Source organism: Streptomonospora sediminis, assembly GCF_054778995.1.
This window is the reverse complement of sequence record NZ_BAAGYZ010000047.1, coordinates 24192-38920: the sequence shown is the minus strand read 5'-3', so window position 1 is coordinate 38920 and position 14729 is coordinate 24192. Positions and strand designations below refer to the sequence as shown.

At 72.3% G+C, this 14729-nt stretch carries 14 protein-coding genes; 10 read left to right on the top strand and 4 right to left on the bottom strand.

Annotation, left to right across the window (positions count from 1 at the left end; translation table 11 throughout):
• Nucleotides 1-137: 137 nt before the first annotated feature.
• A complete protein-coding gene (locus ACYVD5_RS11530; protein ID WP_461000976.1) occupies nt 138-992 on the top strand; it encodes a hypothetical protein in 855 nt (284 codons plus the stop codon).
• Nucleotides 993-1192: 200 nt separating this feature from the next.
• Here ACYVD5_RS11530 and dapC read toward each other — a convergent pair whose 3' ends face one another.
• Together dapC and fdxA are read right to left on the bottom strand one after the other, a co-directional pair.
• Nucleotides 1193-2308, bottom strand: coding sequence for a succinyldiaminopimelate transaminase (gene dapC, locus ACYVD5_RS11525; RefSeq protein WP_461000999.1), 1116 nt, complete (start codon nt 2306-2308; stop codon nt 1193-1195).
• Between the two features lie 177 nt (nt 2309-2485).
• Complete coding sequence (gene fdxA / locus ACYVD5_RS11520; RefSeq protein ID WP_461000998.1) at nt 2486-2809, bottom strand: ferredoxin; 324 nt, start codon at nt 2807-2809, stop codon at nt 2486-2488.
• 173 nt (nt 2810-2982) lie between these two features.
• Here fdxA and ACYVD5_RS11515 point away from each other — a divergent pair, with 173 nt between their 5' ends.
• The 3 genes from ACYVD5_RS11515 (at nt 2983) to ACYVD5_RS11505 (ending at nt 5812) form a co-directional block, all read left to right on the top strand.
• Nucleotides 2983-3246, top strand: a complete 264-nt coding sequence (locus ACYVD5_RS11515) for a putative acetyltransferase (RefSeq protein ID WP_461000975.1) — start codon at nt 2983-2985, stop codon at nt 3244-3246.
• A gap of 82 nt (nt 3247-3328) precedes the next feature.
• A complete protein-coding gene (locus tag ACYVD5_RS11510) occupies nt 3329-4663 on the top strand; it encodes a hypothetical protein (RefSeq protein WP_461000974.1) in 1335 nt (444 codons plus the stop codon).
• Between the two features lie 207 nt (nt 4664-4870).
• Complete coding sequence (locus tag ACYVD5_RS11505; protein ID WP_461000973.1) at nt 4871-5812, top strand: site-2 protease family protein; 942 nt, start codon at nt 4871-4873, stop codon at nt 5810-5812.
• A 53-nt stretch (nt 5813-5865) separates the two neighbouring features.
• Here the strand turns inward: ACYVD5_RS11505 and ACYVD5_RS11500 are convergent, their stop codons facing one another.
• Both ACYVD5_RS11500 and mshB read right to left on the bottom strand, forming a co-directional pair.
• Nucleotides 5866-6318: a hypothetical protein gene (locus tag ACYVD5_RS11500; protein ID WP_461000972.1), complete on the bottom strand. Its 453-nt coding sequence runs from the start codon at nt 6316-6318 to the stop codon at nt 5866-5868.
• A 92-nt stretch (nt 6319-6410) separates the two neighbouring features.
• Nucleotides 6411-7271, bottom strand: coding sequence for an N-acetyl-1-D-myo-inositol-2-amino-2-deoxy-alpha-D-glucopyranoside deacetylase (gene mshB / locus ACYVD5_RS11495; protein WP_461000971.1), 861 nt, complete (start codon nt 7269-7271; stop codon nt 6411-6413).
• A 126-nt stretch (nt 7272-7397) separates the two neighbouring features.
• Between mshB and ACYVD5_RS11490 the strand changes: the two genes are divergently transcribed.
• The 6 genes from ACYVD5_RS11490 to ACYVD5_RS11465 all read left to right on the top strand — a co-directional run bounded on the left by ACYVD5_RS11490 (nt 7398) and on the right by ACYVD5_RS11465 (nt 14628).
• Nucleotides 7398-9749 (top strand): prolyl oligopeptidase family serine peptidase, encoded by a 2352-nt coding sequence (locus tag ACYVD5_RS11490; RefSeq protein WP_461000970.1) that lies wholly within the window; start codon nt 7398-7400, stop codon nt 9747-9749.
• A 487-nt stretch (nt 9750-10236) separates the two neighbouring features.
• Nucleotides 10237-11415 carry a S1 family peptidase gene (locus ACYVD5_RS11485; protein WP_461000969.1) on the top strand — a complete coding sequence of 393 codons (1179 nt, stop codon included), beginning with the start codon at nt 10237-10239 and terminating at the stop codon, nt 11413-11415.
• A gap of 310 nt (nt 11416-11725) precedes the next feature.
• Nucleotides 11726-12133 carry a DUF3054 domain-containing protein gene (locus ACYVD5_RS11480; RefSeq protein ID WP_461000968.1) on the top strand — a complete coding sequence of 136 codons (408 nt, stop codon included), beginning with the start codon at nt 11726-11728 and terminating at the stop codon, nt 12131-12133.
• Between the two features lie 423 nt (nt 12134-12556).
• On the top strand, nt 12557-13312 hold the full coding sequence (locus tag ACYVD5_RS11475; RefSeq protein ID WP_461000967.1) for a class I SAM-dependent methyltransferase: 756 nt from the start codon (nt 12557-12559) through the stop codon (nt 13310-13312).
• Between the two features lie 174 nt (nt 13313-13486).
• Nucleotides 13487-13861, top strand: a complete 375-nt coding sequence (locus ACYVD5_RS11470) for a hypothetical protein (protein WP_461000966.1) — start codon at nt 13487-13489, stop codon at nt 13859-13861.
• A 170-nt stretch (nt 13862-14031) separates the two neighbouring features.
• Complete coding sequence (locus ACYVD5_RS11465) at nt 14032-14628, top strand: TrmH family RNA methyltransferase (protein WP_461000997.1); 597 nt, start codon at nt 14032-14034, stop codon at nt 14626-14628.
• The last annotated feature ends 101 nt before the right edge of the window (nt 14629-14729 follow it).

Here is a 14729-nt window from a genome sequence, read left to right as displayed (position 1 = left end):
GCCCATTCACCCGTACGGACTACCATGCGTGAGGAACACCGGGCCCGCGCGCGGCCATCCGCCCCCGGCGGGCATCCGCCGGGGTCCCGTCCTGCCAGCACCGGGCGCGCGGCGCCCCCAACCCCTACGGTCTGCCTGTGCCTCGAAAGCAGCGAAAAGTCTCCGCCTTCTTCAAGATCCTTCTCGCGTTGACGGTGGTCTGCGGTGCGCTGGTCGGCGGCGGGTACTACGTCCTGTCCTCCATCGAGCCGCTGGAAGTCGAGGAACCCGAACCCGTCGAGGCGTGCACCATCAGCACCGGCTCCGGCGGCAAGGACAGACTCGACCCCGACCAGGCGGCCAACGCCGCCACCATCAGCGGTGTGGCGTTCAGCCGCGACCTGGCCCGGCACGCGGTGGTGGTCGCCTACGCCACGGTCTGGCAGGAGTCGAAGTTCTACAACATCGACTACGGCGACCGCGACTCGGTCGGGCTGTTCCAGCAGCGGCCGTCGCAGCGGTGGGGCGAGCCCGACGAGCTGATGGACCCCGTCTACGCCGCCGATGCCTTCTACGACAAGCTCGTCGACCTCAACGCCTACAACGAAATCCCGGTCTATGAAGCCGCCCAGGCGGTGCAGCGCAGTGCTGACGGCTTCGCCTACGACCAGCACGTGAAGCGGTCCGAGACCATGGCCGACGCGTTCACGGGCGCTTCGGGGCCCGCTCTGTCGTGTGTGCTGCCCAACGGTGTCGGCAAGGCCGACCTCGACGGCGCCCGCGAGGAGATGCAGCGGGTCTTCGGTGCCGACCCCGGCGAGGTGCCGCCCAGCGGCAGCCTGCAGACCGGCGACCTGGGCTGGGCCATGGCGCAGTGGGCGGTGGCCAACGCCAAGGAGTACGGGATCAGCTCGGTGACCTACGAGGACCAGCGCTGGCAGGCCAAGGCCGGCAAGCAGGGCTGGCAGACGGTCCCCGACGCCGCACCGCGCGGCGAGGTGGTACTGGAGTAACCGCCGTACGCCTCCCGGCGCCGCCCCGCAGGCAAGCGGGCGGGCGCCGGGAGGCGGCTGCGGGCGGTGCCGCGGCTGCCGGGCGGTTCAACCGGCGGGCGGACCGGCGCAGACGTGCGTTTCGCCAAGCCTGTGCCGCGCAGGCGCTGCCGGCGGGCACTGCGGGCCGGCGCTGGTTCCCGTTACGGCCTCGGCCCGGCTCAGGCCAGCTCGCCCAGCCGTTTCACGGCGGCGGCCACGCGTTCGTCGGTGGCGGTGAAGCCCACGCGGATGTGGCCCGCCCCTGCGGGACCGTAAAAGTCGCCGGGGGCAACCAGGATGCCGTGTTCGGCGAGCAGCGCCACCGAATCCCAGGCGTCGTGCTCGGGGTGGGCCGCCCAGAGGTACAGCCCGGCCTGCGAGTGCGTGATTTGCCAGCCGGCGGTCTCAAGCGCGGTGCGCAGCGCCGTGCGGCGCGCGGCGTAGCGCGCTTTCTGCGCGCGGGCGTGGTCGTCGTCGTCCAGCGCGGCGCGCATTGCGGTCTGCACGGGGCCGGGCATCATCATGCCGAGGTGCTTGCGCACCGCCAGCAGTTCGTCGACGAGCGCCTGGTCGCCGGTTGCGAAGGCCGCGCGGTACCCGGCGAGGTTGGAGCGCTTGGACAGCGAATGCAGCGCCAGCAGCCCTTCGTGGGAGCCGCCGCAGACATCGGGGTGCAGGACCGAGACGGGCTCCGGGCCCTCCCAGCCGAGGTCGATGTAGCACTCGTCGGAGGCGACCACGGCGCCGCGCTCGCGGGCCCAGGAGACGATCTTGCGCAGATGCTCCACGCCCAGCACCCGGCCGGTGGGGTTGGCCGGGGAGTTGATCCACACCAGCCGCACCGGTGCGGGGCCCAGCGCGGTCAGGCCGTCGGCGGCCACCGGTTCGGCTCCGGCCATGCGGATGCCGATGTCGTAGGTGGGGTAGGCGAGTTCGGGGTAGACGACGGTGTCGCCCGCGCCCAGCCCCAGCAGGGTGGGCAGCCAGGCTACGAACTCCTTGGAGCCGACCGTGGGCAGCACCGCCGCGGGTTCGACGCTGACCCCGTGGCGGCGGGCCAGCCAGTTGGCGGCCGCCGCACGCAGCTCGGGAGTGCCGTAGGTGGCGGGATAGCCGGGGCTATCGGCTGCTGCGGCCAGTGCCTGGCGCACGGGCGGGGGCACGGAGTCGACCGGTGTGCCCACGGAAAGATCGGCGGCGCCGTCGGGGTGGGCGGCGGCGGTGGCCTTGTGGGGGGCCAGCCGGTCCCATGGAAAGGTCGGCAGCCTGTCTGCCACGTGCCTGCGGTCGGCCATCGCGTCCATCCCTCCATCATCGCCGCCCCGCGGCGCGCCGGTCGAGCGACACGCACCGGCCGCGGCCCGGCGAACGCCTGCCGGTACCGGCGGGCGGAGCTGCGGCGCGGGGTGCGCGCCGCAGCAAAGCGGGCCGCCGTGCGCGCGGCCGCTCCGAGCGCGCGCACGGCCGGGTTCCTACCCCTCGGCCTGCGGAGGCAGTTTGGCCACCACAGAGTGGTCGGTGTCGAGCTGGCCTACCTTCGAGGCGCCTCCGGGGGAGCCGAGTTCATCGAAGAACTCCACGTTGGCCTTGTAGTACTCCGACCACTGCTCCGGAAGGTCGTCCTCGTAGTAGATGGCCTCCACAGGGCACACCGGCTCGCAGGCGCCGCAGTCGACGCACTCGTCCGGGTGAATGTAGAGCATGCGCTTGCCCTCGTAGATGCAGTCGACCGGGCACTCTTCGATGCATGCCTTGTCGAGCACATCGACGCAGGGTTGCGCGATGACGTAGGTCACGTCGTACTCCTCCTCGGTCTTCGCCACGTTGACCGCGCGTAAGTGTCTCCGCTGTGACATAGCCTGGGCGATGCCGGGAGTCCGGCTGCGGATCCGCCGGGCGTCTGACACACGATTCGCACTTTCCAGTATTGCGCCCACCGGGCTTTTCCGCGTAATTGGGGGTCGGTCCCATGGGGTTCGCCGCGCGAATGGCCGCTGAGGCCACACCCGACCACGTCGGTCGGCGCGCCAGTGTGCGCCTGCGGCTGCCTGGCGGGGGCTTCCGGGATATCGTCGGAGTCCTGGAATCCTGGCAGGACGGCCTGATACGCATACGCAAGCGCGACGGAAGTGTGACAAAGGTCACCGCCGCAGATGTCGTCGCAAGCCGTATTGTGCCGCAGCAACCGCCAACGCGCAGGCGGGGCACTGGCACACCGGCGGCCGACGGCTAGGGCCTGCGGTATGCCGCACCCGGGCTGCCCTGCGGGATCGGCCCGCCGCTGAAGTTGAAGGGGGAGGTGGCGAGTTCACGCCATGCAGGAGACCGTCGCTTCCGCCCTCGCCCAGCTCGCCCGCGCCGACTCCCGCGCCGCCCAGGTCGCCGAGACCGCGCTTTCCACACTCACCGACGGCCGCAACCTTGAGGCCCTCACCCAGCACGCCGTGCAGGAGTTCTGCTGGCGCGTGCTGCCGGTGCGGTTCTCAACCGACTCCGCCGAGCGCCTGTTCGCGGCCCGTTCGCTGGGGCGGCTGTTCACCCTGCTGGGGCTCGACCGCTATGCCGCCATCTGCACCAGCCGCCGCACCCGCGAGATCCTGGAAAACTACCGGATCAGCCACGACTCCGGCGCCCAGGCCTACCGCCGGGCGATGCGCGCCTCCGGTGTCGAGCCGCCCGACCTGCCCGAACTCACCTGGGGCAGCACCCTGGGCTCCGCCGAGATCTCGGCCTACCAGGCCACGTCGGCGTCGCTGGAACTCGCGCTGGCACTGGACGACCTGCAACCGGGCACCCCTGCTTGGCGCGACTCCCAGCAGCGGCAGACCCGGGCCTTTCTGACCCAGCCCGACCCGCAGGGCCGCAGCCGGCTCGACCGGGTGCGCGAGGAACGCCTGCGCGCGTGGCTGGCGTCGCCCTCGCATCCGCACCGGCAGCGGTTGTGGCCACTGCTGGGCCAGCTCATCACCGGCGCCGAAACCCCGCCCAACGCCGCGTCCGCGCTGGCGCCGGTGGTGCGGCTGCTCGACTACGCCGACGACGGCATCGGCCTCACCCAGATCGGCTACATCTCCCCCACCGTCGTCCGCGAACTCTGCGCCGAGTTCGACTGGTCCACCTCGCCCTCCCCGCCGCGCAGCGAGACCGACGCCACCCAGCTCATCGCGCTGCACCAACTGCTGCGCACGATGCGCGCGGTGCGCCGGTCCGGGCGGCGCCTGGTGCTGACCCGGCGCGGGCGGCTGCTGCACAACGACACCGAGGCGCTGTGGCGCGCCGTTGCCGAGAGCGTGCTCGACACCGACGGTTTCGCCCAGGCCGCCATCGAGACCCTGCTGGGGCTGCTGCTGTCGCGGTCGTCCCGCTCCACCGGCAGCCACGCCCGCACCACCTGCACCGACATCGCCGAGGAAGCCCGCCTGGTGCTGGCCGACGCCGGCTGGGGCAGCGACTCCTCCGGGCGGCTGCCCGATACCCAGCAGGTGGGCTCGGTGCTGATCACGGTCACCTGGCTGCTGGAGACTCTCGGCTTCGTCGTGGGCGGCGACCTACTGGGCGAAGGCGGGCACCACCAGCTCACCAAGGCCGGACACGCGTTCGCGCTCACCGCCATGCACCTGTCGGCGACCGCCCCGCCCACGTCGCTGTAGCCGGGCGCCCGTGCGCATCCGGTGCCGCGCGGTGCCGCCCGGCGGATGCGGTCAGGCTCCGGCCGGATAAAAACGCCCGCCGCACCAGGGCAGCGCCGGAGCGGCCCGGTGCGCGGTTGCGCCGGAGGGCGCCTAGCCTGGTTACGGCGCACCGCCGCCGATCCCCCGTGCACCCTGTCCGCGCGAGCCGTTTTCAGCTGGAGCACCATGTCCGCGCCTGAGCCCACCGACCGCGACGAGGCCGCTGCGCCGCGTCAAGACGCCGCCGAGGACACCGGCACCCTGACGACCGAGGCGGCCGGTGAACCCGGGAACGGCGGGGGCGCCGACGGGTCCGCAGCCGGGGCCGGCGGGGGCGACCGCGCCCGTTCGGCCGCCGACCTGCTGCCCAGCCCGGTGTTCGTGCTGCTGCTGGGCATCACCGGCCTGGCCGGGTGGTTCTCCTGGACCCGCGCCGAGATCGACTGGACCGGTGACGACGCAACCGTCTACCTGCCCTTCGTCTTCATCGCGGCCGGGTGGATCGTCTCGGTCTGCCTGCACGAGTTCGGCCACGCCGTGCTCGCGTACCGCTTCGGCGACCGGTCGCTGCGCGGCGGCGGCTACCTGCGGCTCAACCCCTTCCGCTTCAGCGAGCTGTTCTCCAGCCTGATCATGCCGCTGGCCTTCCTGCTGCTCGGCGGTATCGGCCTGACCGGACCCGCCACGTACCTGGACCCCGCGGCCGTGCCCAGCCGCGCCCGGCGCAGCCTCGCCGCCGCCGGGGGCATCGGAATCAGCCTGGTACTGGCCGCAGCGGGGATCGCCGCCGTCGCCCTGCTGGTGCCCGCGGGCATGTTCACCGACAACTGGATGATCGGTGGGCTGATGTACCTGTGCTACCTCAACCTCACGGCCGCACTCGTCAACGTGCTGCCCATCCCGGGCCTGGACGGTTTCGGCGTCATCGCGCCCTACCTGCCGGGTTCCTGGGCCGAAAAGGTGCGCCCGTGGGGGGTGTTCGGTGTCATCGCCGTGTTCGCGGTGCTGTGGGTGCCGGCCGTGAACGTGGCGGTGCCCGGCCTGGTGACCGAGGCCTTTGCCGCGGTCGGGCTGACCCAGATGGACGTCGGGTTCGGCGAGATCCTGCTGCGGTTCTGGGCCGCCTGAACCTTTCCACCGCTCCGGCGGCGGGCCGCGGAGCCCGCCGCGCGGGCGGGCGCTCAGGCGGCGGGCTCGCTCAGCACGACCGCCAAGCCGACGGCGGTGAGACCGCCGAAGAGGTAGCAGTAGTCGATCACGGTCGAGGACAGCACGATGTCGCCGCCGGAGGTCACCGCGATCAGCGAGAACACCGCGCCGGCCCAGCCCAGCGCCGGCAGTCCGGCGCCCAGCCGGGTGCCCATCCCCCAGCCCGCTGCGCGGCAGCCGGCGAAGAGGACGGCGACAACGGCCAGCAGCGCCACCGAAGCGGCGGCCTGCCCTGCCATGCCCGCCCGCCACAGGTAGGACAGCCACCCCGCCATCACCGACCCGCCCAAGCCCACGGCCGTTCCCGTCACGAGCAGCACCGCATAGGCCAGGCCGGTCACGACCGGGCCGGCGGCGCGGGCGGCCGCCTGCGCGCGGGCGCCGGGCGAGGGCTGCAGGGCGGGTGTCGGCTGCGGTGCGGGCACGGCGGGGTTCTCCTGGGGTGGTGGAGCGGTGGACGGCCGCCGGACTGCTGCGGCGGCCGGGTGATCGGGCGGGATGAAGGGCGGGGCGGCGCTCAGGCGAACAGGTCGGTTTCGAACCCGCCGCGGCCCCGGCGGGCCGCGGATCCGCCGATCAGCGTGAAGTACTCCACCGCCCGGATCTCCTGGGCGATCCCGTTGGACAGCGCGAACAGTTCGCCCTCAACGCTGATCTGGGTGGCGTGCGCGCGCATGGCCAGGGTCTTGGCCGCCCAGTGCGGTGCGGCGTCGATGCGTGCCGTGATGTGGTCGTCGGGCGTGCCCGGCGAGATGTCGTCGGCCGATCGGGGCGCGCGGAACGGTCCCGGGCTGCGCTGCAGCCGCTCGACCGACTCGTCCAGGAGCGACTGCGGCTGGGCAATGGCGTAGAGCTTGCGGGTCTGCCACGGTGCCCCGGGCAGGGCGCGCTCGGCGGCCTTGTCGAACGCGCGCACGGTGACCCGGTGCGCCTGGATGTGGTCGGGGTGGCCGTACCCGCCGTTGTCGTCGTAGGTGACCACGACGTGGGGGCGGACCTCGCGGATGATCATCGCGAGCCGGTGCGCAGCCTCGTCCAGGTCGGCCTGCCAGAAGCAGCCGGCGCGGTCGTTGGTGGCGGCGCCCATCATCCCGGAGTCGCGGTAGCGCCCGGCGCCGCCGAGGAAGCGGTGGTCGCGCACCCCCAGCGCGACACAGGCCTTGTCCAACTCGCCGATGCGGTGCTCGCCAAGGGTGTCGTCGCGGTCCGGGGCCAGGTGGGCGAGGCCGGCCGGGATGATCTCGCCCTCCTCGCCGCGCGTACACGTGACCAGGGTGACCTCGGCGCCCTCGGCCGCGTACTTGGCCATGGTGGCGCCGGTGACGATGCTCTCGTCGTCGGGGTGGGCATGCACCAGCAGCAGTCGCCGATCGTTCATGTTCTGGACGATACCCCGGTCACCGGCCCGGACGCGGCTGCGCGCGCCATGGGCGGCGATGTCGCCCGCCGCAGCGCCTGGGGACGGCGGCCGCGTCCGGCCGGGGCGATGAGCCACAATCGACCCATGAGTTTTCCTCGGCAACAGGCCCGCACACGGCGCTTCACCATCGGCGTGCCGCGCTCATTCCAGATCTCCCCGGACGGCGGCCGCGTGGCGTTCCTGCGCGGCAGGCACGGCGACGACCCCGCCGCCTGCCTGTGGGTGCGCGACCTCGGCAGCGGAGCCGAACAGGTGGTCGCCGACCCGCGCACGGCCGGCACCGGCAGCGAGGACCTGCCCCCCGAGGAACGCGCCCGGCGCGAACGCCTGCGCGAAACCGGCGCCGGCATCGTCTCCTACACGATCGACAGCGGCTTCACCCGCGCCGCGTTCAGCCTGTCGGGGCGCCTCTACACCGTCGAGTTGGACGGCGGCGGAGGTGCCCGCGAGGTCGAGGCGGCGGTCGCACCGGTGGTCGACCCCGCGATCTCGCCGCAGGGCGGTGCCGTGGCCTACGTCAGCGGCGGTGCACTGCACGTTGTCGGCACCGATGGCGGCCCCGACCGGGTACTCGCCGAACCCGGCGACGGCACCGCCTGGGGGCTGGCCGAGTTCATCGCCGCCGAGGAAATGAGCCGGTACCGGGGGCTGTGGTGGGCGCCGGACGGTTCGGCGGTGCTGGCCGCGCAGGTCGACGACTCCCCCGTTGCCCGCTGGACCATCAGCGACCCCGCCAACCCCGGTTCCGCGGCGCAGACCATGGGCTATCCGGCGGCGGGCACCCCCAACGCCGAGGTCCGGCTGGCGGTGTTGGGCCTTGAGGGCACCGGCACGGCCGAACCGCGCTGGATCGAGTGGGACCGCGCGGCACTGCCCTACCTTGCCCGCGCCGGGTGGCAGGGGGCCGCTGCCCGCGGGCAGCGGCAGGAACAGGACCAAGATCAAGACCAGCAAGAGCAGCAGGAACAGCAGGTCGTCTTCACCGCGCAGAGCCGGGACCAGCGCACGCTGACACTGTTCCGCGCCGATCCGCGCACCGGCGAGGCCCGCGTTCTGCAATCCGAGACCGATCCCGCCTGGGTCGAGATCATGCCGGGTGTGCCGGCCTTCACCGCGGGCGGCGATCTGGTGTGGATCGGCGGTGATGGGCAGGGGGGCGCTGCACCAGGGCAGGGCGGCTCCCGCCGGGTGCTGCTGGTCGGCGGGCGCGAATCCGGCCCGCCCGACGGCGGGTACCTGCGGTCGGTCGCCGACGTCGACGGCGACCGGGTGCTGTACTCCGCCTCGCCGGCCGGCCGGCCCGGCGAGGTCGGGCTGTGGCTGCTCGATGCAAGGGCCGGCACCACCGTGCCCGTTGATGTCCCCGGAGCCGCGGGAGCGGCCGGCGGCGCCCCGGGCGCCGGCGCGGGCGGCGTGCTCTCCGGCCGGCTGCGCGGCGGCACCCTTGTCGTCCAGCGGCGCGGCATGGACACCGACGGCGTGCGGACCTTCCTGCTCCGCGTGCCCGCGGGCCCGCAGGGCGCGGCGGGCGGCGGCAGCGGTAACCACAACGGCACGGGCAACGGCGTCGCGTTCGACCGCGCCGCCGGCGAGATCGCGAGCCTGGCGCACACCCCCGATCTGCCGCGTCCCGATGTCCGCTTCTGGGCTGCGGGCGAGCGGCGGATCCCGGCGGCGCTCGTGCTGCCGTCCTGGTACGACCCCGGCTCCGGTGTGCGGCTGCCGGTGCTGATGGACCCCTACGGCGGTCCGCACGCCCAGCGGGTGGTGCGCAGCCGGTCGGCCTACCTCACCTCGCAGTGGTTCGCCGACCAGGGGTTTGCCGTGGTGATCGCCGACGGCCGCGGCACGCCCGGTATCAGCGTCGAATGGGAGCAGGCCGTCCACGGCGATCTCGCCGAGCCGGTCCTCGACGACCAGGTGGCGGCGCTGCACGATGCCGCCGAACGTTTCGGCTGCCTGGATCTCACGCGGGTCGCGGTCCGCGGCTGGTCGTTCGGCGGCTACCTGGCGGCATTGGCCGTGCTGCGCCGCCCCGAGGTCTTCCACGCCGCGGTCGCCGGTGCCCCGGTCACCGACTGGCGCCTGTACGACACCCACTACACCGAGCGCTACCTGGGCACGCCGCAGGACCACCCCGATGCTTACACCCGCTCCTCGGCCCTTGCCGACTGGGCCGCGCCCAACCGCCCGCTGATGCTCATCCACGGCCTGGCCGACGACAACGTCGTCTTCGCACACACCCAGCGGCTGTCCAGTGCCCTGCTGGCCGCGGGCCGCCCGCACACGGTCCTGCCGCTGTCGGGCATCACCCACATGGCTTCGGAGGAGACCACGGCCGAGAACCTGCTGCTGCTCCAGGTCGAGTTCCTGCGCACGTCGCTGGGCGTCCACAGCCCGGGGGCGGAGGCTCCGGACAGCGGGGCGGGCGAGTAACGGGCGGTAGGGCACCGGACCCGCGGCGAGCAGGCCGCCGGAAACGCCGTGCCACCCCTGGACGGCGATTGGTTCGGCCTATTTCCCAACTGGTTGACATGTGAACCTGGCCGGATCCGGCCATGATTAGGGGTTGCGGCAACCCTTGGTGACCATGCACCGGACCGGCCCGATGCCGCGGCGATGCGCGGTCACTGGGGCATTCGGACGCCGGGCGGGCACTGTGTGGCTACTGTTGTGCCGAGTGAACCGCGGGAATCGCGACATCGAGTGATGTGCAGATGTTTCATGTCACCTGTCGCCGAGCGTCGCTGATGACCTATGGTTTCCGAATGCTCACCGAAAGTTCGGTGTGCACTACCGGCGGCCCTGTGTCCCTCTCCCGTTGCGCGCGGCCGCCGGAGACCGGGACCCCCGTTGAGTCCCCGCTCGTTGGCGGGGGTCCCATCCCCCCAACTCCCCCGCTTCCCTGTATGAAAGAGCAGCAGTGCGCAAGTTCCCCCTGATCTGGGCGTTCGCCAGCACGGCCGCCGCTCTCGGGCTGGTCGTCGCCGGAGCCACCACGGTCGCCGACGAGGAGCGCCCCGCCCCCGAGTCCGTCTCCCTCACCTCCTCAGAAGACGCCTCCCACGCCGATACCCAACTCGACGCCCTCAAGCGCGACCTCGGCCTGACAAAGGGCGAGGCGACCGCCCTTATGCAAGACGAGCAGGACGCACGCGCGACAGCCGACGACCTGCGCAACGAACTCGGCGGCGACTTCGCCGGCAGCCGCTTCGACATCGAAAGCGGCGAACTGACCATCGCGGTGACCGACCGCGGCTCACTCGACCGCGTCCGCGACGCCGGCGCCACCCCGCGGTTCGTGCGCCACGGAGAACAGGTGCTCAACAAGGCGGTCGACGACCTCGACGGCGCGGGCACCGACGCCCCCGCGGGCGTCACCGGCTGGTACCCCAGCACCGGCGGCGACGAGGTCGTGCTCACCGTGCTGGCGGACAAGGCGGGCGCACGGTCCGCGGCCGCGGACTTCGTCGCGGAGGCCGGGGTCGATCCCGGCCTCGTGCGCGTCGAAGAGACCGAGCGGGAGCCCCGTACCTATGCCGACGTCGTCGGCGGCAGCGCCTACTACGTCGACGGGAGCAGCCGGTGCTCGGTCGGCTTCGCCACCGCGATCGGGTTCATCACCGCCGGGCACTGCGGCCCTGCCGGAAGCGCCGTCTCCAGCGAGGACGGCAGCGGTTCGGGCACGGTCACCGATTCGGTCTTCCCGGGCTCGGACATGGCCGCCGTCGAGACGGACGGCTCGTGGACGCCCATGCCCGCGGTCAGCAAGCACGACGGCGGCACGGTCAGCGTCGCGGGCTCCGAGGAGGCGATCGAGGGCGCCTCGGTTTGCCGGTCCGGTTCCACAACGGGGTGGCACTGCGGCACTATCGGCGCCAAGAACCAGACGGTCGCCTACGAGCAGGGCACCGTCGAAGGGCTGACCCGCACCGACGTGTGCGCCGAGCCGGGCGACTCCGGCGGTTCCTGGGTCAGCGGCGAGCAGGCGCAGGGCGTGACCTCCGGAGGCACCGGAGACTGCACCCAGGGCGGTACGACCTACTTCCAGCCGGTAAATCCGATTCTGGACGAGTTCGGAGTGAACCTACTCACAAGTTAAGCTTCTCGTAAAGCGCGGCGGAATGCGATGAACAGTCCACTGGGGCCCGATTTGTCGCAGGTGCCGGGCGCGGACACACCGAAAGCCGAGAGCGGCGCTCCCGCCGCGGCACCCCCAACGCAGCGGCTTCACCAGCGCTCCGGCACCGAACAGGGTGCCGGAGTCTCGCGCATTGCAACGCCCGGGTGCGCGAGGCCGGTCGGCGTATACCGTCCGCATCCATACCCCAGTACGCCGGCCGGCTCCCCCCGGGGAGGAGCGGAGCCGGGAGCGTGCGGGCGCGGTTGCGGAATGCCACTAAACTCCCACCATGCGTTTCATTCCGGTCGCCGTCCTGCTCGATCTGGTCTGCGTACTCGCCTTTGTCGTGATCGGCCGCATGAACCACGGGGAAGGGCTGGCACCTTCCGGAGTGGCGCTCACCTCTTGGCCGTTCCTTGTGTCACTGGCCGGCGGATGGGTGGTCACCCTGCCGTGGCGGCCGTGGCGCGGCCCGAAGGTGGTGGTGTCCTGCGGGTGGCTCGTCTGGCTGGTGGCCGGCGGCGGAGCGTTGCAACTGCGCTCGGCGACGGGCAACGAGGCCGAGTGGTCGTTCGGACTGGTGACGATGGCCTTCCTCGGCGCGGCAATGCTTGGGTGGCGCGGCATTGCGGCCCTGCTACTGCGTCGCCGCCGCACAAACGAGCACGCCGCAGCGGAGCAGGGCGCAGCAGAGTAAGGCGCCGCCCGCCTTTTCCGGCGGCGCCTCCGGCCGCCCCCGCCAATAGCCGGAAAGCCTCCCGGCAGTAACCGCCAAGGCAGCACGGCCCCGGCAACGCACCCCGGCCGCGCGGCCGATCCGCGACGCCCCGGCCCGCAGCGTGCCGGGGTGTTTGGCAGCCCAAAGACCATTACTCTCCGCAATCGTTTCAGTTCTTTGGGTGGCATAACGCCAAGCGGCCGCGGCATCTGGATCCGGCATGCGCCAATCGCCGCGGAGTAGCGGGAACTCACCCGGCCCGGCGCACGTTCAGACTACACTCAGGATTCACAGGAATTTCCCAGGTTTCCGGCCTGCCCAGGTTCCGGCCGGTCCTGTTCACCACCAGGGCCACCGCACAGCCGCGAGTGCCGGCCGGTCGATGAACGTAAGAAGGTGAGCATGCCCAAGCCGCCGAAAGGCGCCATCAACAACTACGGCCAAACCGCCGAACTGACCGCCGAGGAGATCGCCGCCGGGGTGCACCGCAAGAAAGTGGGCGCCTACTGGGACGAGATCGGCCAGCTGCAGTTCGACTTCCTGGTGCAGCAGGGGCTGACTCCCCAGTCGCACCTGCTCGACGTGGGCTGCGGCTCCCTGCGCGGCGGACTGCATTTCATCCGGTACCTGGAACCGGGCAACTACTACGGCATCGACGTCGACTCCGCGCTGGTCAAGGCCGGGCTGGAGCACGAGCTGCCCGCCGCCGGGCTCACCGACCGCCTGCCTGCGGCCAACCTGCGCGTCACCGACCGGTTCGCCTGCAACTTCGGGGTGAAGTTCCCGTTCGCGCTCGCCCAGTCGGTGTTCACCCACCTTCCGCTGAACCACATCCGGCTGTGCCTGTACCGGGTGGCCAAGGTGATGCCGCCCGGCGGGCGGTTCTACGCCACCTTCTTCGAGGCTCCCGCCGATGAGCCCTTCGACAAGCCGTTCAAGAAGCGCTATCCCGAGCAGGACCCCTTCCAGTACCGGCCCGAGGACCTGGCCTGGGCGGCAGGGGTGGCCGGCTGGCGGTTCCGCAACCTCGGCGAGTGGGGGCACCCCCGCGGCCAGCGCATGGCCGAGTACCGCAGGGTCGTGTCGCCCCGCAGCACCGCGCAGCGCGCACGCCGCAAGGTCAAGCGCATCGTCGGCCGGTACAAGTCCCGCACCTGATCCCTGGCCGCCACCGGTGCCCGGGCGAACACGGGGCCGCGCCGAGCCGCCGGGGCGGGCGGAATCCCCGCGCACGCAGGGCCGCCCGTTTCCCGGCCGGCGCTGGCGTAGCCACCGGCCATCCGGGAGGATGGTCGCGCGCCCCACTCACTCACTGACGCCCGGGAGGGTCCTGTGGTCGACCAGGTTCTCATCGCCATCGCCGCCGCTGTCGCCGGCAAGGCCGTCGAACCGCTGGCCGAGAACGCCACCTCCACGCTGCGCAATCTGCGCAAAGCGGTGATCCAGCGTTTCCGGGCCGAGCCCGAGGCCGGTGATGCCCTTGCCGCGGCCCAGGCCGACTACGAGGACGTCGAGGCCGTCGAGGTCCTGGCCGGGCACCTCGACTCCGCAGCCGCCGCCGATCCCGCGATCCGCGAACTCACCGATGAGCTGCGGCAGCAGTTCAGCACCGGCGACGGCGGGGTCGCCAACATCGTGCACGGCGACATCAGCGGCAACGTGGTGCAGGCCCGCGACATCCACGGCGGCATCAACCTGGACCGCTGAACGGGCGGGCGGCGGGCGGTCGTTGTATCCCACCTAAGCTGGGGGCCGTGACCGACCAGGCCCTCCCCGAAACCTCCGCCGCCGATCCGGCCGCCGGCACCTCCGGCGGGCCGCCGGACTCCCCGGCGGCCGCGGCCCCTGCGGAGGCCCCCGCACGCACCGAGGTCGGTGTGGGCCCGTGGCAGGGCCCGTGGCCCGAGGACGACCGCTACGACCCCGAGCTGCTGGCCGAGGGCGACCGGCGCAACGTGGTCGACCGCTACCGCTACTGGCGCCGCGAGGCGATCGTCGCCGACCTCGACACCCAGCGGCACCCCTTCCACATCGCCGTGGAGAACTGGGAACACGATTTCAACATCGGCTCGGTGGTGCGCACCGCGAACGCCTTCCAGGCGGCGGCGGTGCACATCGTTGGCCGGCGCCGGTGGAACCGCCGCGGGGCCATGGTGACCGAGCGGTACCAGCACGTCCACCACCACACCGGCACCGCTGACCTGGTGGCGTGGGCGCAGCAGCACGAGCTTCCCGTCATCGGGATCGACAACCTGCCGGGGGCCGTGCCGCTGGAGACCTATCCGCTGCCGCGCGCCTGCGTGCTGGTGTTCGGCCAAGAAGGCCCCGGCCTGTCCGCCGAGGTCCGGGCGGTGTGCGAGTCCGTGCTGTCCATCGGCCAGTACGGTTCCACCCGCTCGATCAATGCCGGGGCCGCCGCCGCCATCGCCATGCACGCCTGGGTCCGCGCGCACGTCTTCGGCCAGCGCCCCTGAGCCTGGGCTTTGGGCCGTGCAACACGCAGCGGGCCGCCCTGCAGTACAGGACGGCCCGCTGCGCGGATCGTTGCGGGTGCGGCCCGCGGTATCGGGGCCGC